Consider the following 17,314-nt stretch of genomic DNA (forward strand, 5'->3'; position numbering starts at 1 on the left):
CACTACCGGAGTGCGTCTCGAGCTCAGGTGCTATCCGTGCTCGAGAAACTCCTGGATCGCCTGCGAGAGCGCTCCAGGATTCTCCTCGGCCACGTGATGGCCGCTGTCTATGCCGAAGCCGCGCACGTCATCCGCCCAGTTCCGCCAGACGGCGACCGGATCGCCGTAGATCTGTTCCATGTCGTCGCGCAGCGACCAGAGACAGAGCATGGGGCAGGTCACTCTTCGGCCGGCGTCGCGGTCCTCGCGGTCGTGGAGATGGTCGATGCGGATGCCGGCGCGGTAGTCCTCGATCATCCCATGGATCGCTGCTGGATCGTGGATGATGTCGACGAGGTCGTCATAGGCCTACTTTCCCATGAGTGCCGGCGAGAGTTTGTCGTACCATGCCAGGGGAGCGGCCAAGATTGCCCGTTCCGGCTTTTCCGGCTGAGCGAAGAAGAACCAGTGGTACCAGTCTCTGGCAAATTTCCAGTCGGCGCGTTCCAGATGCTCTATGACGGGGATGCCGTCGGCGATGATGAGTTTCTGCACGCGTTCGGGATAATCCATCGCCATGCGGAAGGCAGCCAAGCTTCCGCGGTCGTGGCCGGCCACCGCGAAGTTCTCGTGTCCCAGCCTCAGCATCAGTTCAACCAGGGCTCCCGCCTTTGCGCGCTTCGAAGAGTTGCGGCTGTCGGGAGTATCGAGCGGCAGGTAGGAGCGGCCGAAACCAGGCAGGTCGGGGCAGACGATCGTGAGGTAGGGCGACAGCAGATCGGCCACCTTGCCCCAAGTCATATGTGTCCTAGGATGGCCGTGGAGAAGCAGAACGGCCGGTCCCGTTCCGCCGTGACGGACGCGAAACGCCCCCGGCCCAACGTCGACGGTCTCGAGAGAAAAGTCTTCGAACATGCTCAGCTGAGCTTCCCGACGCGCTTGGCGTATTCAGAAAACGTGGCCCCTTCGCCCTTGCGACCGGCTTCGCCGGCAAGCCGCAGCACGCGGATCGGAAACAGGATCGCTGCCAGATTGGCGCCGGACAGCTCGTGGTCGTCATCCTCCTCGATCGCTTTTTGAGCCTTTGAAAGCGCGGCGTCAACTTCCCCGCGCGTGAGCAGTTCCTTCTCGACGATTGCGTCACATAGCGAGGCCATCGCCATGATCAGGCCCTTGAGCTGCAGATTGGCGGTATTCATGAGAACTCCCAGGTGAAGAAGGATTTTAGTCTGGCTCGATCGGCCGGATCGTGTCGACAGAGACCGTGCCATTGAGGATACCTCGCTCTATATCACTTCTGTCCCGACCGATCTCGATCACTGTGTAGAGCTTGTCGTCGCGAAAGGCGCTGGCATTCGCCGTGGTGACGTCCTCGGCGGGCGCAGCATCGACTTCCATGAAATCGAGTTCACGCGCCGCGGCGACGATCCTGGCGTCGCCGGGCGTCCTCGCGGCAACGACGATGACGCCGTGGTTGGGAGCATTGTCCCACCGGGGATCGTCAGGTTTGGCGATGGGTTCCAGCCGATAGATATTGAGGACCTCGCCGCCGGTTTCGGGCGATGCCTCCGCAGCGGCATCCTGCATCTGCGCCTGACTCTCGACCGACCTTCCGAAGGTCGTCGAGCTCGTTGCATTGTTGATCTCTTCTTTGCCTGTCCTTGAGACGTTCGACATGTCACTCTCCTTGTCTGGGCGGAAACGACGGTCGAGCGGAAACTGTTCCCGCGCGGGCAAAGTTTGGCCGTTGATCTTCGGTTTGGCTTCTCTCTGCAACCCTATGGACGCCCATAGCCTTTTTCCGGCGGAGCACTAAATTAGGTTTGTTCGAAGAGGGGAATTTTCGTGAGCAACCAAACTAGCGAATTCGCGCGCGACACGTTGCGGTAGACAGCCTCAATGGGCATGACCACAAAACAATGGCGTTCGACGACGCCAGCGCGCTTCTGGAAGTTCTCGTCGCGGTCAGGCGCGGCGACTTTTCCGTACGAATGCGGTCCGACCTGACAGGCCTCACCGGCAAGGTCGCCGATGCCCTCAACGACATCATTGCCGCCAATCAGCGCATGGCCCAGCAGCTCGAGCACGTCGGGCAGGTGGTCGGCAGGGACGGGCGAACGAGCACGCGCGTGCGCTTCGGCCTGTCGGACGGCTCCTGGTCCGAAATGGAAGGATCGATCAACGGTTTGATCGACGATCTCCTATGGCCGACGACAGCCGTCACGCGCACGATCACCGCGGTTGCCAAAGGGGATCTCTTGCAGACCGTGCCGCTCGATGTCGACGGGCGGGCGCTCAAAGGCGAATTCCTACGCTCGGCCGATATCGTCAACACGATGATCAAGCAGCTGAGTGTCTTCACGTCGGAAGTGACGCGCGTCGCGCGCGAGGTCGGCACGGACGGAAAGCTCGGCGGTCAGGCGCAGGTGCCTGAGGTGACCGGCGTCTGGAAGGACCTCACCGAAAGCGTGAACTCGATGGCCTCGAACCTGACGGCGCAGGTGCGCAATATCGCCGACGTCACGATCGCTGTTGCGAATGGCGATCTTTCCAAGAAGATCACCGTCGACGTGCGCGGCGAAATCCTGCAGCTCAAGGGAGCGTTCAACACCATGGTCGACCAGCTCAGGTCCTTCGCCTCGGAAGTGACGCGCGTCGCCAGCGAGGTCGGCACCGAAGGCAAGCTCGGCGGGCAGGCTCTGGTGCCTGGGGTGGCAGGCACCTGGAAGGACCTGACCGATTCCGTCAACGCCATGTGCGGCAACCTCACGGCCCAGGTCCGTAATATCGCCCAGGTGACCACGGCCGTGGCACGCGGCAATGCACCTGCCGCAAGAGGCATCTTCCGCTTCCCAGGCGTTGGAATTCTTTGCCGACGGACAGGGTTGCGATCTCGTCATCACCGATCATGCAATGCCGGGCATGGCGGGCGCTGAGCTTGCGCGCCACCTTCGCTCCTCCTTTCCAGGCCTGCCCATCATCCTTGCCTCGGGCTATGCCGAGTTTTCCGAAGACCATGGCCTCGGCCGGATGCTGCGGATGAAGAAACCATTCACGCAGGAACAGCTTCAGGCGGCGATGGATCAGGCTCTCTCGGGCAAAGTCGCGGCGGCCTGACAGTCGAAGTGCCGGCGCCGCAATTTCGGGTCGCAGTCAAGGCGGTTGACGGGAGTTTTATTTGTCCAGGTTATCAAAAACTGATAACATGGCTTCGATGAAAGGTATTGCCATGCCCTCCAGCTATAATATCGGGCCTCGCTATGAAGGCTTTGTCCGTGAGCTTGTTGAAAGTGGACGCTATGCCAGCGCCAGCGAAGTCATGCGTGATAGCCTCCGCTTGCTGGAACAGCGGGAGGAAATTCGCGCGCTTGAACTGGAAAAACTCAAGCGGGAATATGCCGAAGGTAAAGCCAGCGGCGAACCCGAAGAGATTGACCCTGCGGCCTTCCTGCAAGAACTGAAAGCAGAACGCGCAGTTCGTGGCTAAATATAAGTTGTCTCCGCGTGCCCAGCGCCAGATGCGCGATATCTGGCGCAATATCGCCGTTCACAATGAACTGGCTGCCGACAGGCTCCTGCAAAAACTTTTTGAAAAGTTCGAACTGGTCGCCGCTCATCCCGAAATGGGACCTGCGCGCCCGGAAATCAGCCCCGCGGCCCGCTTACTTGTCGAGGGGCGCTACATCGCGGTCTATGAGCCGACCAGTTACGGCGCCGAAATTGTCGTGGTCGTACATGGAATGCGCGAGCCAGCGACCTGGCTCGACTGACCCAGACTTCTATGTTTCGGTGAATGGTGACAGCGGCCGCCTTCGCGCGTCCGCTTGCTGACGAAACTTTTTGCTCCCGCAAAAGTTACCCAAATCCAATCTCACTTCATCGAAGGCTTTCCCTTGACCAAAATGAAGTTCGGCCCCGCATTCACCGAAGAGGGCATTTTGTTTCGCCTCTGGGCTCCCTTGCATGAAAGCGTGTCGCTGAAACTCGAAGGCGCTGATCCGCGGCCGATGCAGGCGCTCGGAAACGGCTGGCACCACTATACGGTCGCGGATGCCAGTGTCGGTACCCGCTATCGCTTCGTCCTGCCGGACGGTCTCGAAATTCCCGATCCCGCCTCGCGGTTTCAGCCGCAGGATGTGCACGGGCCGAGCGAAGTGGTCGACCTTTCCTTCTATCGCTGGAAGACGATCGACTGGGCGGGTCGGCCTTGGGAAGAGATGGTCATCTACGAGATGCATATCGGCTGCTTCACGCCGGAGGGTACTTTCAAGGCGGCAATCGAGCATCTCGACTATCTGCAGCAGCTAGGCGTCACGGCACTGCAGATCATGCCGCTTAGTGAATTCCCCGGACGTTACAGCTGGGGTTATGATGGCGTGCTTCCCTATGCTCCGGACCGCAGCTACGGCCGGCCGGAAGATTTCATGGCGCTGGTGGATGCAGCACATCAGCGCGGCATCTCGGTTTTTCTGGACGTGGTCTACAATCACTTCGGGCCGGCCGGCAATTATATCCCGGCCTATGCGCCACTCTTTACCGATCATCACAAGACGCCCTGGGGCAACGGCATCAACTACGACGGCGACGGATCCGAGATGATCCGCGAGTTCATCATCGAGAACGCCATTTACTGGATCACCGAGTTCAGGCTCGACGGTTTCCGCTTCGATGCTGTCCACGCCATCAAGGACGACAGCGCCGAGCATCTGCTTCACGCGCTTGCCCGGCGTGTCAGGGCGGCGTGCAGCCGGCATGTGCACCTGATCGTCGAAAACGAGGAAAACGACAGCGACCTGTTGCAGCGTGACGAAAACGGGGAAGTGAGGCTGTTCACCGCCCAGTGGAACGACGATGTCCACCATGTGCTGCATATCACCGCCACGGGCGAAACCTTCGGCTATTATGCCGATTACGCCGGTGACGCCGGCAAGCTCGGCCGGGCGCTGGCGGAAGGCTTCGTGTTTCAGGGGGAACACATGCCCTACCGCGGTGGAAGCCGCGGCAGGCCGAGCGGCCACCTCCCGCCCACCGCTTTCATCTCCTTCATCCAGAACCATGACCAGATCGGCAACAGGGCGCTGGGGGACCGGATACTTGCTTCGAGCCCTGCCGATGTCGTCAAGGCCGTCGTCGCCATCTACCTGCTGGCGCCGGAGATCCCGATGCTGTTCATGGGCGAGGAATGGGGCGCCAAAGAGCCTTTCCCTTTCTTCTGCGATTTCGACGAGGACTTGAACGAGAAGGTCAGGAAGGGCCGTCGCGAGGAGCTCTCCCGTTTGCCGGGATTCGACGCCAACGATCTTCTCGACCCGACGGCGCCATCGACCTTCGCCGCCGCCAAGCTGGACTGGTCGAAACTCACCTCTTCCGAGATCCTTGATTTTTACAGGACGCTTCTCGACCTCCGGCACCGCAGGATCGTGCCTTTGCTCAAAGGCGCCGGCGCCGGAAACGCGGTCTATCGCTCGGCGGGAAGCGCGCTCGCGGTGGATTGGAGCCTGGCGCAAAACCGACGTCTTCATCTGCACGCCAACCTCGGCGCCGAGGCGGCGCCGCTCGTCTCGGAGCAAGACGTCGGCGAGACGATCTTCCGTCTCGGCGGCAGCGATGGTGGCAAACTCGCGCCATGGACGGTGATCTGGAGCATCAGCGAGGCTTGATGGCGCGCTGACAGGAAGGCGATCGAACGATGAAATCTGCTGACCTCGACAAGCTCGCCCGCCGGCACGGCATCGGCCTGACCAGGCCCAGTCCCGACAATCAAGAGGTGGCGATATCAGGCGAGACCAAACGCAAGATCCTTCAGGCACTGAAGATCGACTTGGCGGGAGCGGCTGATCACGAGATCGGTGCGCCGCGGCGGCAGCCTGCGGCCAAGAAGATCGCCAGGTCATTTCTGCCGGATTTCCTTTCCAAAACGCCGGTCTGGGGCATAAGCCTGCAGCTTTACGAACTCCGTTCGGCACGTAACTGGGGCATAGGAGACTTCGAGGATCTCTCGGATATGGCGGATCTCGCGGGATCGCTGGGCGCCGATTTCATCGGCCTCACCCCGCTTCACGCGCCGTTTCTCGCCGATCCCGAGCGTTGCAGTCCCTACGAGCCCTCGAGCCGCCAGCATCTCAACCCACTCTATGTCGCGGTCGACCGGTTGCCGGGTTTTGCCTGTGACCCGGAACTCGAACGGAAATTGGCAAGCCTTCGCCAAACCGATCTCGTCGACTACGTCGGCGTCGCAGAGATCAAGCTGAAGGCTCTTCGCGATCTCTGGCCGGTCTGGCGAAGGCGCAGCGTGATCGACGAGGCTTATGATCCGGCTGATTTCGATGCCTTCGTCGCGCAAGGAGGAAACAGCTTGCGGCTGCACGCGCTTTTCGAATGCCTTTCGTTTTCCATGGTCGAGCGGGGGGCGGGCGCTGGCTGGCAACGGTGGCCGGCGGATTTCCAGCGCTTTGACAGCGCAGCCGTCGCCGAATTCGAGCGTGGACACGCGGACGATGTGCGCTTTCACATGTGGTTGCAATGGCTCGCCCATCGGCAGCTGATGCAGGCAGCGGACCGGGCGCGGAAGGCCGGCCTGCGGATCGGACTCTATCTCGATCTTGCCGTCGGGGAGGCGGTCGACGGCTCGGCGACATGGAGCGAGCCGTATATCTATCTCTCGAAGGCCACGATCGGCAGCCCACCCGATCCCTTCGCCATAGATGGACAGGACTGGCACCTCGCTGGGTACCTGCCTTCCGCGATCGCGGCAGGAGAAATGTCGCCTTTCCGGCGCATGGTGAGCGCTGCCATGCGCTATGCGGGCGCCATTCGTATCGACCACGCCGCAGCGCTTCGCCGCCTCTTCCTGGTGCCATTGGGCAGCAAACCAGACGACGGCGCTTATGTCCGCTATCCCCAGGATCGGCTCCTGCAGATCCTCGCAGAAGTGTCCGCCGAGCATCGGTGCCTCGTCATCGGAGAAGACCTGGGACTGATCCCCAAGGGATTGCAGGACGATCTGGCGGCAGCCCACATTCTCTCCTACCGCATCCTTTCCTATGAACAGGACGAGAAGGGCTTCAAGCCGGCGGACACCTATCCCGTGCTCGCTTTGGCCTGCATTTCGACGCACGACCACCGGACCCTTGCCGGTTGGTGGCGCGGCGCCGACATTCAGGACCGGTGCGATCACGGCATCGTGCCGCCGGATCTTACCGAAAGACATCTCGAACATCGTAAGCGCGAGCGGAGAAGCCTGAAGGCGGCGCTCAAGGCGGCCGGCCTCGACCTGCCCGCTGGGCTTACCGCGCGGGCAAGTCGGGAGGCGCTGCGGGAACTGACCGTCAGCGCCTATCGCTTCATTGCCAGGACTCCATCGCTTCTCGCCGCAGTGCGTCTTGCCGATCTCACCGACGAGAAAAAGCCGACCAATATTCCAGGCACGAGCGACAGCTATCCGAACTGGAGGCCGAAGCTATCGGTGTTGCTCGAGGATATGACGTCGAGTCCGCTACTCAAGCGCGTAACGGCGGCGATGGGAGAAGAAAGGCCGCAAAATCGAGGGGCGAGGGAACGAATAGCAGATGGGCGGATTCTGAATAGGCAAGGATGAGGATCCTCGAGATGATTTCTAAGAAACAGCTGGTCGAAGTCGCCGTAGATACCGAAGAAGGGCGAATTGCGCTGGGCATCATGAACGCCAAACAGGCGATCGCGCTTCCTGATGAACTCGATGTGGAGGTTTCACATCCCGATCATGAGCCGGGCAAAACCGATCACTTCATCCATAAGGACGAACTGCGCAGGCATCTGGACAAATCGTAGGAACACCCGCCCTTGCTGTCGCGATTTGTTTTTCAGGCGGAACCTCCGCGGGTTTTGATTGTTTGACCTGATAACCGAAGGGAGAAAGACTATGGCAAATGCCGACCGAAAACATATTGGCGCCGGAGCGAAGGGGAAGGGCGACGGCAGCGGCGCGATGACCAATCTCGACGAGGAGCAGCTTCCCGAAAACATGGTCCTTTCCAACCGCGACAAGGCCCGGCACTCCAAGGAGCGCGGCCTCGACAGCAAGACGGTCCAGACTGAGCAATATTCAGATCACAGCGCCAATCGAGATCCTGAATGAGGAGACGTTGATGAGCAGCAGGTTACCCCCCGTTCCAGCCGAGAATGTCAGCGGCAAGGGCGTCGCTGGCAAGCGAGCAAGGACCAGTGCTGACGATGCCGAAATGGCAAGCAGCGCTGAAAACCCCGACAAGAAGGGGCAGCAAGGCAATAGCAAGATCAATACGACCCATCAGGGTAACCAGCAGGACCGGTAGGAGGCATCGATGTCTACATCGAAGAAGAGCCCGTCGACCATCCGTCAGGGTGGCCCCGGCGCATCGCATGAAAACGCAAAGGCTCCGCTCGAAATACCCAAGCCGGCGGCAGAGCCGGACAGGCGCACGCAAAGCAAGGTCTCAGGCGGTGGCGGTGAGCATGATCGCCATCACAGCCACGACCCGCAGCGAAAGTGAGCGGCAGCCGCAGCGGTGGAAACTGATCGGCGGAAGGCACGAGGTCCTTCCGCACAACATGACCAATATGATGGAACACAGACCATGACGACCGCATTCATTCTTGTTGCATTGGCTCTCATCGTCATCTTCGCCGGCCCGACATTGCTGTTTATCTGTGTCGGCTATGCCGACTATATGCTTGAGCGGCGCAAACATCTGATTGCGCTGAAGCACGCAGTGAAGCGTCGCAGCGATGAGCTGTAGCGGCAGCGGCGTCCGCCGCTGCCGACTCGTCCTTGCGCCGGCACCGCTGGGACGCTGATGCTGCGTTCGGGTTGTTCTTAGTCCCTCGTGCAAATCCTATTCTTTCATCAGTGCGATTCCTGATTTAATACCGCTGACAAGTCCCAGCGCCTTGGCGCCCTTACGATTGTCGATTGGCTGCGCCAGTCAGCAATCCGCAACAGCGTATCTCCTTTGCTGACCAAGCTACGCGATGACGGGGTTGTTCCGGTTCAATCGGGAGCCTCGCCTGTCTCATGTCTCAGGCAAATTCTGGAACAAATGTCCCTCAAGCCTGGTTACCTTGGCGAAAGACGAGCAACACTCGGGGGACAGGAAGAAGTGAAGGTTCCGATGCAGCTAAGGATAGGATTTGCGCTGGTTTTCGCCCTTATGCTGACAAGCTGCACGACGAGTGTAGGCGGTTATTCGTCGTCAGGCCTCGCTCCCATTCCTGGCAGCATCACTTATGGTGGTCAGCCCCGCACCAAGTTGACGAAGTCGCCCGCAGGTTCATCCTTCCCGCACACCTTCACCGATCAATGGGGACGCGAGGTTGAGGAAATCTACGTCATCCGACCCGACAGGAGCTTGCTTATCGCGGAGCGCCATTACCGCCCGGTTTTCTCGCTCGACGACGACTAAAACGAGCAGTTGCCTTGAGAGATTAGGAAGGAGAATGATCATGCCGCCCCGCAAGAGCACAGCAACGAAAACACTCGACACCACGGGAGCCAAAATTGGCGAGCCCGTGCCAAAAGCCATCATTGATACGAATACCGCCTCCGTCGGAGTTCCAAGGCAGGCAGAGTCTGATCTGCAGGAAGACCTGAGCGCGCTGCGAAAACAAATCGACGCGCTCCAGCAGCGGGTGGCCAACGCCGCCCAATCGGCCAAGGGGAATGCCGGCGACGCAATGCGGCAGACGCAGGCGGCCGTGAAGCGTCATCCGGTCTCGACATTGGTCGTGGTGGCGGCTGTATGTGGCGCGTTAGCGCTTATCTTCACCGGACGTCGTGCAGAGCCGCCGCGGCGCTATCGCTATCGCTATCGGCCGGCACTCGACGAATTGCGCGAGCTCTATGACTCTGTCCGCGACCGGCTCTAACAAGATTTCAGGATTGCGAAAATCATCGATATGCCCGACGCTCCATCATCAGCGAGGGATTACATGTTCGATATTATCGTGAGAAGTGCACTTGATATCGTTGGGCAGACGGAGCGTCTGATCGAGGCGATGCGGCGGATGCTGCAGAGTGAAGAGTTTGACGAGGTAGAAGTGTACGAGCTCGACTATGAGATTGAGCGACTCGGAGACATTGTTTTCAATGTGGACGAGGCCGTCCGCTCGCTGGTCCGCTCGGTTGAATATTCGCTGAAAGGTGCCCACGTGCACGCAATCTGCAGAACGGTGCACTGACGGCTCATCGCCAGGCTTCCGACCGACGGCTACGAGACCCGCGGCCCGCATTTGATTATCTCGATTCTGCGTGTCACGCCGATGTCACGCGACCGTCGCAGCAATATGTGCTTGATAGGCGCCGTTGGGCTCAGACCATCGGTCGGGCCGAAATGTCTATTGTTGCTGAGGCATCGCGATGACCTTGAAAACCACCGGGCTGGAAATTAGCCCCGATGAATTCATTTTTCCGGTTCACACCCGAACGATCGCACAGATCAGGTACGATATTCTCAATCAGGTCATGACCGTAGTCTATTACGACGGTCGTTCGCGCACGACCAGTGGCATACAAGGCCCCGCAATGCTGAGGATTCTTGCCCAGCGTCCAGTGGAGCGCTCGCCGTTTCTATTGCAGACCGTCATCTGACGCGGGAAAGACGTCGTCGACCGTTTTCGGTTGGGTACGAACCGGCTTCCGCGGGTTAAATCACCATAGTCGTGCATCCATTTCCCGCGACCTGCGTTCATCCTCCAACTGCCATACACATGGAGGGAACGCCGATGAACTTTCCATCACCGAAGACCGAATTCCCCGCGCAGCGCTTCGAAGAGGCGACCGCTGCCGCACGCGACGCTTTGGAAAGGGTGATCGCAGCTGCCAATGAAGCCGGATGGGGCACCGAAGAAATCACCGCGGCATTGCTTAAGGCCGCGCAGTTTATGAGCGATGCCAACAAGAGAGATCCCGATCCGGCCGACGATCCCTCGATCAGCGACACACCAGCCAGACAGGCGCAGATCGGTCACGGCGAGCTCTATGATTAGCCGCGATCTCACCGGTCGATCGTCGCGACAGAACCGCGCACGACGAGGTTCGTGCTGACGCGCAGATGTTCGACGGCAAGGGGGGTGCGTTCGATGCGGGCGACGAGCCGTTCGCCGGCAAGCTTGCCCATCTCATAGACGCGCTGGTCGACGATGGTGATCGGCGGAACGGTGACGCTGGTCCAGTCCGCGTCGAGAAACGAAATCATCGAGACGTCCTTGGGGATCGACAGGCCGAGCGACTGCAGCGATTTGAAGATGCGCAAACCGACGAGGCTGTCTGAAGCTAGCAGCGCCGTTGGCGGCGATCCATCCGAGAGTAGGCGTTTGATCACGGCGTCCGTCTGATGCTGGTCGGTAGCGCCAAGCCTGACATAATGAAGAGGGCTCGACAAACCCGCCTCGGTCAGCACGCTGACAAAACCCTCCACGCGTTCGCGCACGGCGGAATTCGAGATCCACCCAATATCGGTGAGCCCACCGTCGCCGGCATCCATGGCAGAGACGTAGGCGAGGCGGCGATGTCCTCGCCCGATCAGGTACCGGGTCGCGGTGATGGCCGCATTCCGGTCGTCGCCGGTCACGGCGTCGACTTCGAGTTCCGGGATGGCCCGGTCGAACAGAACCAATGGCACGCCGGCGCGGCGGACGTGCTGGAGATGATCGACGCTGTCGCAACGGGCAGGCGTGACGATCAGGCCATCGACGCGTTTGCCGATCAGGAGGTCGACGGCTGATTTTTCCGCATCCAGCTCTTCGCCCGAATTCGCGATGATGACGTTGAAGCCCGCAAGACGGGCCGCATCGCTGATGCCGCGCACCGCCAGGCTGAAGAAAGCGTTCTCGATATCGCCGACCACGACCCCGATGATGCCGGATCTTCCGGTGCTCATGCTTCGGGCGAGCTCGTTCGGGCGGTATTCGAGGGCGGCGGCAGCCGCCATCACCTGATCTGTGACCTTGGCGCTGACCACGCCGTAGCCGCCGAGAACGCGGGCGGCCGTCGCCTTCGAGACCTTTGCGGCCTTCGCGACGTCGGCGACCGTGACTGAACGTTTCGGATGAGCGGAATCTTCCATGAGCTGAGGACTACAAGAGTTGTTGACTACCGGTCAATTGACGGATATCAAATATGTTATGAGACCGGTCTCTTTATACGGGAGACCGGTATCTTGTCCAGGAAGCCTTTAGCCGCATATGTGGCGGGGCAGGGCGACCCGACGATGCCGACAAGAGCATTCCTTTCAGAGCGGAGAACGAACATGAAGCCTTTTGAATCATTCGTGGCCACCCTCGCCCCATTGCGCGCTGGCCTTTTAACATGCCTTCTTGCGATGGGCGCAGGCTCCGCAGCGGCGGCTGACAATCCCTATAACCTGATCGAGCCAGGGACTATCAGCGTTGGCACGATGGGCGATTCCAAGCCCTATACGTTTGCGACTGCGGACGGCCAGTTCACCGGTTTCGATATCGAACTGTTTCTCAACGTCGTCTCCCGCCTCGGCTTTCCAAAAGACAAGGTGACGTTCACGGGCCAGGAATTTTCTGCACTCCTGCCGTCGGTCGCAAACGAAAGGTTCGACGTTGCCGTTGCAGCGATCGGAACCACCGAAGCCCGCAAGAAGACGGTCGACTTTTCCGACGGCTATCTCGCCGGTTATCTCTCCGTCCTGACCCCGGATGCCGGTATCAAGGATGCCGATGGCCTCAAGGGCAAGCGTCTCGGCGTCGTGCAGGGAACCTTGCAGGAAGTCTATGCAGCCAAGAATTTCGGGGGAACTGATCTGGTGAAATTCCCCGACAACAATTCCGGCGTGGCCGCGCTCAACAACGGAACGGTCGATGCGCATTTTCTCGACTACGAGGCTGCCAAGCAATATGGCGAGCGCTATCCCGCACTGAAGGTTGCGGTAAACATCCCGTCCTTCGATGCGCCGGCAGGCTTCGTGGTCCGAAAAGGAAATGATGCCTTCCGGACGGCGTTGAACGGCGCGCTTCACGACGCGATGCAGGATGGCACCTGGAAGACCCTTTACGAAAAGTGGTTCCCCGGCTCACCGATGCCGGAACAATATCTTCCCAAGAAGTGACGCCGCAAGCCGCCCGCTCATGGTGGGCGGCTTACCAAGGCTCTGCCGGACGGCGGCGTCTGCGCCGGGTAAGAATTCATGGGGATCTGAATGAACTGGCTTGAAAATCTCCGCCGCAGCTTCCTGGACTGGGACGCCATGGCGGACGTTCTGCCGAGCATGATCAGCGTCGGCCTCAAGAACACGCTGATCCTGGCCGCCGCCTCTACCGTGCTCGGCGTCATCATCGGGATGGCGCTTGCTGTGATGGGCATCTCGCAATCCCGCTGGCTGCGGCTGCCGGCGCGCATCTACACCGATATCTTCCGCGGGCTGCCCGCGATCGTCACGATCCTGATCATCGGCCAGGGTTTTGCCCGTATCGGGCGCGAGATCTTCGGTCCGTCTCCATTTCCGCTCGGCATCCTGGCGCTCAGCCTGATTGCCGGAGCCTATATAGGCGAAATCTTCCGGTCCGGCATTCAAAGCGTCGAGCGCGGCCAGATGGAAGCCTGCCGGGCGCTCAGCATGAGCCACGGCCAGGGCATGCGCCTGATCGTCATTCCACAAGGCATCAGGCGCGTTCTGCCGGCGCTGGTCAATCAATTCATCGGAAACGTCAAGGATTCCAGCCTTGTCTACTTCCTGGGATTGCTCGCCTCCGAGCGGGAAATCTTCCGTGTTGGGCAAGATCAGGCGGTGGTCACGGGCAATCTGTCACCGCTGCTGTTGGCGGGCGTCTTCTATCTCGTCATCACCGTGCCGCTGACCCACTTTGTCAATTATATTGATGCGAGACTGCGCCTCGGAAAACAAGGCCGCGGCTCGGGTGCTGCGAGCGGATTGGTCGAGGTAAGCGAATTGCGGGCCGCTGCCGGCCCCCACCCCACGGGCACGGCCGAGGAGAGGACACCGCGCTTCAAAGGCGGCGTCCTGAACATCCGCGACCTCACCATGGCCTATGGCGATTTCGACGTGCTCAAGGGTGTCGATCTCGACATCGCCGCCGGCACCGTCACCTGCATCATCGGCCCTTCCGGCTCGGGCAAATCGACGCTGCTGCGCTGCATGAACAGGCTTGTCGAACCGAAAAGCGGCGACATCCTGCTCGATGGCGAGAGCATCCTGGCGATGAAGCAAGAGAGGCTGCGCCGGCGCGTGGGGATGGTGTTCCAGCACTTCAACCTGTTTCCCGACCACACGGCACTTGAAAACGTCATGCTTTCGCTGACCAAGATCAAGAAGATGCCGAGGCAGGAGGCGCGGCGCATCGCCGAGGCACGTCTGGCCGAGGTCGGTCTCGCAGAACGCAGGGATCATCGGCCGGCAGGTCTGTCGGGTGGGCAGCAGCAGCGCGTCGCCATCGCACGCGCGCTGGCCATGGATCCGGAGATCATGCTGTTTGACGAAGTGACGAGTGCGCTCGATCCCGAACTGGTGAAAGGTGTGCTTGACCTGATGGCCGCTCTCGGCCGCCAGGCCATGACGATGGCCGTGGTGACGCATGAGATGGGATTTGCGCGCAGGGTGGCCGATCAGGTCGTCTTCATGGATGAGGGCCGCATCGTCGAGGCGGGCTGCCCGCAGCAGATCTTCGACAATCCCCGAAGCGAGCGGCTGAAGCGCTTCCTTGCTGAAGTTCTCTGAAGCGCCTGAGGCAACGCATGGTGCTCCCGGTCGTCCTCACGCCGGCGTGCCGGATTTCATCTAGTAAGAGCAGAAAACAAGGTTATCGACATGAACGCTTCCATCAAGCCTTCCAAGGTCGTCGTCATCGGTGGCGGCATCTTTGGCGTCTCGACCGCTGTCCATCTGGCACGGCTCGGGGTCCGCACCGTGCTCGTCAATGACGGCCCGCTTGCCAATGGCGCCTCCGGCCGTTCGCTCGCCTGGCTCAACTCGGCACGCAAACGCACCGAGGCCTATCACCGGCTGCGGTTGGCCGGCATAGATCGCTACCGCACGCTGGCTGTCCGGAATCCCGACGCGCCGTGGCTGCGCTTCAACGGCGGCTTGACCTGGGATGCGGACGATGCCAGCAACGAGATCGCCGAGGTCTTCGACTATGAGCGTGAGCTAGGCTATCACGCGCAATGGCTCTCCTCGGAAAGAATTGCTGGGGTAACGCCAGGTGTGGACGCGAGTACTGTGACGCGCCAAGGCGCGATCTTCAATCCCGGGGAGGGCTGGGTCGATCTTCCGTCCTTGATCGGCGTGCTGGCGCAGGAATACCGCACGTTGGGGGGCGAGATCATCACGGACGCGGGTCGCGCGACGGTAGACGTCGAAAGCGGGCGTGCCCGTGGCGTGATCACGGCAGACGGCATGCGCCGCGATGCGGATGCCGTGCTGCTCGCTGCCGGCGGCGACGTCCCCGCAATCGTGGCCGAGGTCGGCCAGCATATCGGCGATGCAACGCCCGTCGCGCTTCTCGTCCGGACCAAGCCGATCCGCCACCCGCTGAAGGCCGTGCTCAACACCCCTCGCGTCGCCATCCGGCCGACGCCCAACGGTGGCTTCGCGCTCGATTCCGCCTGGTCCGAGGAAGAGGTGAGTGTCAGGCCCGACGGCAGCTACGAAATCAGACAATCGACGCTGGAGGGGCTGCTGCGCGAGGCCTCCAGGGTTCTCGAAGGCAATCCGGCGCTGGAGGTCGAAGATTATGGGGTCGGGCCGAAGCCCATTCCGGGCGACGGCGAGCCCGTCTTCGGCGAACTGCCGTCGATCCCGGGTTATTTCGTCGCTTTCAGCCATAGCGGCGCCACCCTCGGCCTAATTGCCGGCGAACTGCTGGCGGACGAGATCGGCACTGGACGTCGCCATCAGCTGCTGGCGGATTTTCGGCCGGAGCGTTTCAGCGCCTCGCGAAGATGAAGGCAGGAGCGGAGGCCGATGCATCCTTCTGAGCCCTCGAGCGTTCTATCGCCAGGAACAACTGGAGACGCATCATGTTCAAGGACGAACTCGGGGACACCGGCACAAACAAGGATATGCACGACGGTGTGGAAATCGCGCCGGCCTCCTTTGAAGAGGCGAGCATCAACCCTGATCTTATTAGACGTGAGGGTTTCGCCAGCGAGGCCGAATATCGGGCATATATTGCGACGCTCGGTGGTTATGCTTCCGTTGCAGACACCGTCGAGGAGCCCCTCCCGATCTACGAAGGTCATGTCTTGGAAGGCCGTTTGCAAGAACTGAGAGAAGAACTCGAAAACCTACGGGCTCGCCTTCACGTGATCAAACATCAGGCCGCGACCGTTGTTACGGAGAACGTCCGATGGGCCGATGCCAGCGCGCATGCGCAGCTCGGCAATCAGCCCTGGCTCAAGCTGGCAGGTGCTATGGCGGCGGCCTTCGTCGTCACGCGCGGCATCATGAGGTTGCCTCTGGCAGCCGTGGCGACGACGGCGCTGCCGTTGGTGGCGGCGGTGATGAACCGGAAGCTCGCCCGGTAAAGTCATCAATGCCGATGACTATCAGGCGAAGCCGATTTCGGCGAGCAGGGGCAGGTGGTCCGATGCGATCCTTGTCAGGCGGCTTTCCAAGACCGCCGCCTGTTTGACGATGAGATCGTCAGTGACGAAGATGTGGTCGAGGCGCATCAGCGGGTAGCGCGACGGAAAGGTCGCTTTCGGCCCGGCGCCGCCTGCGAGCTGGGCGTCTTTCAATGACCGCGCGGCAAGTCGGTAGGTCGCCGAGGACGGAATGGCGTTGAAATCGCCGCAGAGAATGGTTGGAAGAGGCTCATCCGCCGTGCCGCGCAGCCAGCCGGGGTTCAGCAATGTCGTCATCTGCCGGATGCGCTCGCGACCACGAAGGCCGAGATGGGTGTTGACGACCAGCAGTTTTCTGTCGCCGACCAGTATTTCGACAGACAAAGCGCCGCGCTGTTCGCCAATGGATGGCAGCGGGCCGGCCTTGACCGCGCCTGTCGGCAGCGCCGTGATGATCGCATCGCCATACTGCTCCTCGGCAATCGACAGCGCCGGATGGAAATGAGCCTGCATCTTCAAAAGCGAGGCGATCGCATGGGCCTGGTCAACACCGCCGGTCCTGCGCCGGAGAACATCGACCTCCTGAAGAGCGACGATATCAGCCTTCGCCTCGGCGATGACAGAAGCGATGCGGCCGGGATCGAGCTTCCGGTCGCCGCCGATGCAGCTGTGCACATTATAGGTCAGGAGTTTGATTGATTGATCCGGCATCGGCCCCGCTGAAAGCTCGTTCCCCCAGGACATGGAAATTGTCCTTCGGGGGAACACAGA

The 17,314-nt window shown here is 60.7% G+C and carries 22 protein-coding genes and 3 pseudogenes; 20 read left to right on the forward strand and 5 right to left on the reverse strand.

Translation table 11 applies throughout. The features are described from left to right. Window positions 1–30 precede the first annotated feature (30 nt). The 3 genes and pseudogenes from N2A41_RS26760 to N2A41_RS26770 form a co-directional block, all read right to left on the reverse strand. Window positions 31–894, reverse strand: a pseudogene (locus N2A41_RS26760) (alpha/beta fold hydrolase). A 2-nt stretch (window positions 895–896) separates the two neighbouring features. Next, window positions 897–1,178, reverse strand: a complete 282-nt coding sequence (locus N2A41_RS26765) for a hypothetical protein (protein WP_162116349.1) — start codon at window positions 1,176–1,178, stop codon at window positions 897–899. Between the two features lie 25 nt (window positions 1,179–1,203). After that, the gene (locus N2A41_RS26770; protein WP_162116350.1) at window positions 1,204–1,656 is read right to left on the reverse strand and encodes a hypothetical protein; all 453 of its coding nucleotides are present in this window, start codon (window positions 1,654–1,656) and stop codon (window positions 1,204–1,206) included. Window positions 1,657–1,824: 168 nt separating this feature from the next. Between N2A41_RS26770 and N2A41_RS26775 the strand changes: the two are divergent. The 16 genes and pseudogenes from N2A41_RS26775 to N2A41_RS26850 form a co-directional block, all read left to right on the forward strand. Next, window positions 1,825–2,801, forward strand: a pseudogene (locus tag N2A41_RS26775) (HAMP domain-containing protein); the annotation flags it as partial. A 1-nt stretch (window position 2,802) separates the two neighbouring features. Further along, a pseudogene (locus tag N2A41_RS26780) lies at window positions 2,803–3,096 on the forward strand (response regulator); the annotation flags it as partial. 112 nt (window positions 3,097–3,208) lie between these two features. Further along, window positions 3,209–3,466: a type II toxin-antitoxin system ParD family antitoxin gene (locus tag N2A41_RS26785; RefSeq protein ID WP_020486220.1), complete on the forward strand. Its 258-nt coding sequence runs from the start codon at window positions 3,209–3,211 to the stop codon at window positions 3,464–3,466. Further along, window positions 3,459–3,749, forward strand: a complete 291-nt coding sequence (locus tag N2A41_RS26790; protein ID WP_017967436.1) for a type II toxin-antitoxin system RelE/ParE family toxin — start codon at window positions 3,459–3,461, stop codon at window positions 3,747–3,749. The genes N2A41_RS26785 and N2A41_RS26790 overlap by 8 nt, the downstream gene beginning before the upstream one ends. Window positions 3,750–3,881: 132 nt before the next feature. Continuing rightward, complete coding sequence (gene treZ / locus N2A41_RS26795) at window positions 3,882–5,639, forward strand: malto-oligosyltrehalose trehalohydrolase (protein WP_260111449.1); 1,758 nt, start codon at window positions 3,882–3,884, stop codon at window positions 5,637–5,639. Between the two features lie 29 nt (window positions 5,640–5,668). Next, entirely contained in the window at window positions 5,669–7,576 is a 1,908-nt protein-coding gene (gene malQ, locus N2A41_RS26800; RefSeq protein WP_222295469.1) for a 4-alpha-glucanotransferase, read from the forward strand. Beyond that, window positions 7,573–7,788 (forward strand): hypothetical protein, encoded by a 216-nt coding sequence (locus tag N2A41_RS26805; RefSeq protein ID WP_017967433.1) that lies wholly within the window; start codon window positions 7,573–7,575, stop codon window positions 7,786–7,788. Before malQ ends, N2A41_RS26805 begins: the two co-directional genes overlap by 4 nt. Window positions 7,789–7,879: 91 nt before the next feature. Beyond that, the gene (locus N2A41_RS26810; protein WP_017967432.1) at window positions 7,880–8,095 is read left to right on the forward strand and encodes a hypothetical protein; all 216 of its coding nucleotides are present in this window, start codon (window positions 7,880–7,882) and stop codon (window positions 8,093–8,095) included. A gap of 10 nt (window positions 8,096–8,105) precedes the next feature. Then, entirely contained in the window at window positions 8,106–8,291 is a 186-nt protein-coding gene (locus tag N2A41_RS26815; RefSeq protein WP_017967431.1) for a hypothetical protein, read from the forward strand. 9 nt (window positions 8,292–8,300) lie between these two features. Beyond that, on the forward strand, window positions 8,301–8,489 hold the full coding sequence (locus N2A41_RS26820) for a hypothetical protein (RefSeq protein ID WP_080635731.1): 189 nt from the start codon (window positions 8,301–8,303) through the stop codon (window positions 8,487–8,489). Between the two features lie 84 nt (window positions 8,490–8,573). After that, window positions 8,574–8,735 carry a hypothetical protein gene (locus N2A41_RS26825; RefSeq protein ID WP_017967429.1) on the forward strand — a complete coding sequence of 54 codons (162 nt, stop codon included), beginning with the start codon at window positions 8,574–8,576 and terminating at the stop codon, window positions 8,733–8,735. 372 nt (window positions 8,736–9,107) lie between these two features. Beyond that, entirely contained in the window at window positions 9,108–9,398 is a 291-nt protein-coding gene (locus N2A41_RS26830) for a hypothetical protein (RefSeq protein WP_026154491.1), read from the forward strand. 40 nt (window positions 9,399–9,438) lie between these two features. After that, window positions 9,439–9,861 (forward strand): hypothetical protein, encoded by a 423-nt coding sequence (locus tag N2A41_RS26835; RefSeq protein WP_260111450.1) that lies wholly within the window; start codon window positions 9,439–9,441, stop codon window positions 9,859–9,861. A gap of 63 nt (window positions 9,862–9,924) precedes the next feature. After that, complete coding sequence (locus N2A41_RS26840; protein ID WP_026154490.1) at window positions 9,925–10,173, forward strand: hypothetical protein; 249 nt, start codon at window positions 9,925–9,927, stop codon at window positions 10,171–10,173. 178 nt (window positions 10,174–10,351) lie between these two features. Next, window positions 10,352–10,582: a hypothetical protein gene (locus tag N2A41_RS26845; protein WP_222280698.1), complete on the forward strand. Its 231-nt coding sequence runs from the start codon at window positions 10,352–10,354 to the stop codon at window positions 10,580–10,582. A gap of 134 nt (window positions 10,583–10,716) precedes the next feature. Then, window positions 10,717–10,980, forward strand: a complete 264-nt coding sequence (locus N2A41_RS26850; RefSeq protein ID WP_017967425.1) for a hypothetical protein — start codon at window positions 10,717–10,719, stop codon at window positions 10,978–10,980. Between the two features lie 8 nt (window positions 10,981–10,988). Here N2A41_RS26850 and N2A41_RS26855 read toward each other — a convergent pair whose 3' ends face one another. After that, a complete protein-coding gene (locus N2A41_RS26855) occupies window positions 10,989–12,059 on the reverse strand; it encodes a LacI family DNA-binding transcriptional regulator (RefSeq protein ID WP_162116355.1) in 1,071 nt (356 codons plus the stop codon). Window positions 12,060–12,242: 183 nt separating this feature from the next. Here N2A41_RS26855 and N2A41_RS26860 point away from each other — a divergent pair, with 183 nt between their 5' ends. The 4 genes from N2A41_RS26860 (at window position 12,243) to N2A41_RS26880 (ending at window position 16,504) form a co-directional block, all read left to right on the forward strand. Then, on the forward strand, window positions 12,243–13,070 hold the full coding sequence (locus N2A41_RS26860) for an ABC transporter substrate-binding protein (RefSeq protein WP_170279667.1): 828 nt from the start codon (window positions 12,243–12,245) through the stop codon (window positions 13,068–13,070). 90 nt (window positions 13,071–13,160) lie between these two features. Then, window positions 13,161–14,696 (forward strand): amino acid ABC transporter permease/ATP-binding protein, encoded by a 1,536-nt coding sequence (locus N2A41_RS33365; protein ID WP_170259667.1) that lies wholly within the window; start codon window positions 13,161–13,163, stop codon window positions 14,694–14,696. 90 nt (window positions 14,697–14,786) lie between these two features. Then, window positions 14,787–15,923 carry an NAD(P)/FAD-dependent oxidoreductase gene (locus N2A41_RS26875; protein ID WP_260111258.1) on the forward strand — a complete coding sequence of 379 codons (1,137 nt, stop codon included), beginning with the start codon at window positions 14,787–14,789 and terminating at the stop codon, window positions 15,921–15,923. Between the two features lie 74 nt (window positions 15,924–15,997). Further along, window positions 15,998–16,504 carry a hypothetical protein gene (locus tag N2A41_RS26880; RefSeq protein ID WP_222385429.1) on the forward strand — a complete coding sequence of 169 codons (507 nt, stop codon included), beginning with the start codon at window positions 15,998–16,000 and terminating at the stop codon, window positions 16,502–16,504. Window positions 16,505–16,525: 21 nt separating this feature from the next. Here N2A41_RS26880 and N2A41_RS26885 read toward each other — a convergent pair whose 3' ends face one another. After that, window positions 16,526–17,254: an endonuclease/exonuclease/phosphatase family protein gene (locus N2A41_RS26885; RefSeq protein ID WP_026154489.1), complete on the reverse strand. Its 729-nt coding sequence runs from the start codon at window positions 17,252–17,254 to the stop codon at window positions 16,526–16,528. Window positions 17,255–17,314: the final 60 nt, after the last annotated feature.

Origin of the sequence: Rhizobium sp. SRDI969 (assembly GCF_025152725.1) — a bacterium.
Lineage (GTDB): Bacteria > Pseudomonadota > Alphaproteobacteria > Rhizobiales > Rhizobiaceae > Rhizobium > Rhizobium leguminosarum_I.

Bases quoted from the DNA above. Each gene is read 5' to 3' on its own strand.
- N2A41_RS26805 (WP_017967433.1), top strand. From the start codon at position 7,573: ATGAGGATCCTCGAGATGATTTCTAAGAAACAGCTGGTCGAAGTCGCC.
- N2A41_RS26830 (WP_026154491.1), top strand. From the start codon at position 9,108: ATGCAGCTAAGGATAGGATTTGCGCTGGTTTTCGCCCTTATGCTGACA.
- N2A41_RS26850 (WP_017967425.1), top strand. From the start codon at position 10,717: ATGAACTTTCCATCACCGAAGACCGAATTCCCCGCGCAGCGCTTCGAA.
- N2A41_RS26875 (WP_260111258.1), top strand. From the start codon at position 14,787: ATGAACGCTTCCATCAAGCCTTCCAAGGTCGTCGTCATCGGTGGCGGC.
- N2A41_RS26885 (WP_026154489.1), bottom strand. From the start codon at position 17,254: ATGCCGGATCAATCAATCAAACTCCTGACCTATAATGTGCACAGCTGC.
- N2A41_RS26845 (WP_222280698.1), top strand. From the start codon at position 10,352: ATGACCTTGAAAACCACCGGGCTGGAAATTAGCCCCGATGAATTCATT.
- N2A41_RS26810 (WP_017967432.1), top strand. From the start codon at position 7,880: ATGGCAAATGCCGACCGAAAACATATTGGCGCCGGAGCGAAGGGGAAG.
- N2A41_RS26815 (WP_017967431.1), top strand. From the start codon at position 8,106: ATGAGCAGCAGGTTACCCCCCGTTCCAGCCGAGAATGTCAGCGGCAAG.
- treZ (WP_260111449.1), top strand. From the start codon at position 3,882: ATGAAGTTCGGCCCCGCATTCACCGAAGAGGGCATTTTGTTTCGCCTC.
- N2A41_RS26785 (WP_020486220.1), top strand. From the start codon at position 3,209: ATGCCCTCCAGCTATAATATCGGGCCTCGCTATGAAGGCTTTGTCCGT.
- N2A41_RS26880 (WP_222385429.1), top strand. From the start codon at position 15,998: ATGTTCAAGGACGAACTCGGGGACACCGGCACAAACAAGGATATGCAC.
- N2A41_RS26820 (WP_080635731.1), top strand. From the start codon at position 8,301: ATGTCTACATCGAAGAAGAGCCCGTCGACCATCCGTCAGGGTGGCCCC.
- N2A41_RS26835 (WP_260111450.1), top strand. From the start codon at position 9,439: ATGCCGCCCCGCAAGAGCACAGCAACGAAAACACTCGACACCACGGGA.
- N2A41_RS26860 (WP_170279667.1), top strand. From the start codon at position 12,243: ATGAAGCCTTTTGAATCATTCGTGGCCACCCTCGCCCCATTGCGCGCT.
- N2A41_RS26765 (WP_162116349.1), bottom strand. From the start codon at position 1,178: ATGAATACCGCCAATCTGCAGCTCAAGGGCCTGATCATGGCGATGGCC.
- N2A41_RS26770 (WP_162116350.1), bottom strand. From the start codon at position 1,656: ATGTCGAACGTCTCAAGGACAGGCAAAGAAGAGATCAACAATGCAACG.
- malQ (WP_222295469.1), top strand. From the start codon at position 5,669: ATGAAATCTGCTGACCTCGACAAGCTCGCCCGCCGGCACGGCATCGGC.
- N2A41_RS26840 (WP_026154490.1), top strand. From the start codon at position 9,925: ATGTTCGATATTATCGTGAGAAGTGCACTTGATATCGTTGGGCAGACG.
- N2A41_RS33365 (WP_170259667.1), top strand. From the start codon at position 13,161: ATGAACTGGCTTGAAAATCTCCGCCGCAGCTTCCTGGACTGGGACGCC.
- N2A41_RS26825 (WP_017967429.1), top strand. From the start codon at position 8,574: ATGACGACCGCATTCATTCTTGTTGCATTGGCTCTCATCGTCATCTTC.
- N2A41_RS26855 (WP_162116355.1), bottom strand. From the start codon at position 12,059: ATGGAAGATTCCGCTCATCCGAAACGTTCAGTCACGGTCGCCGACGTC.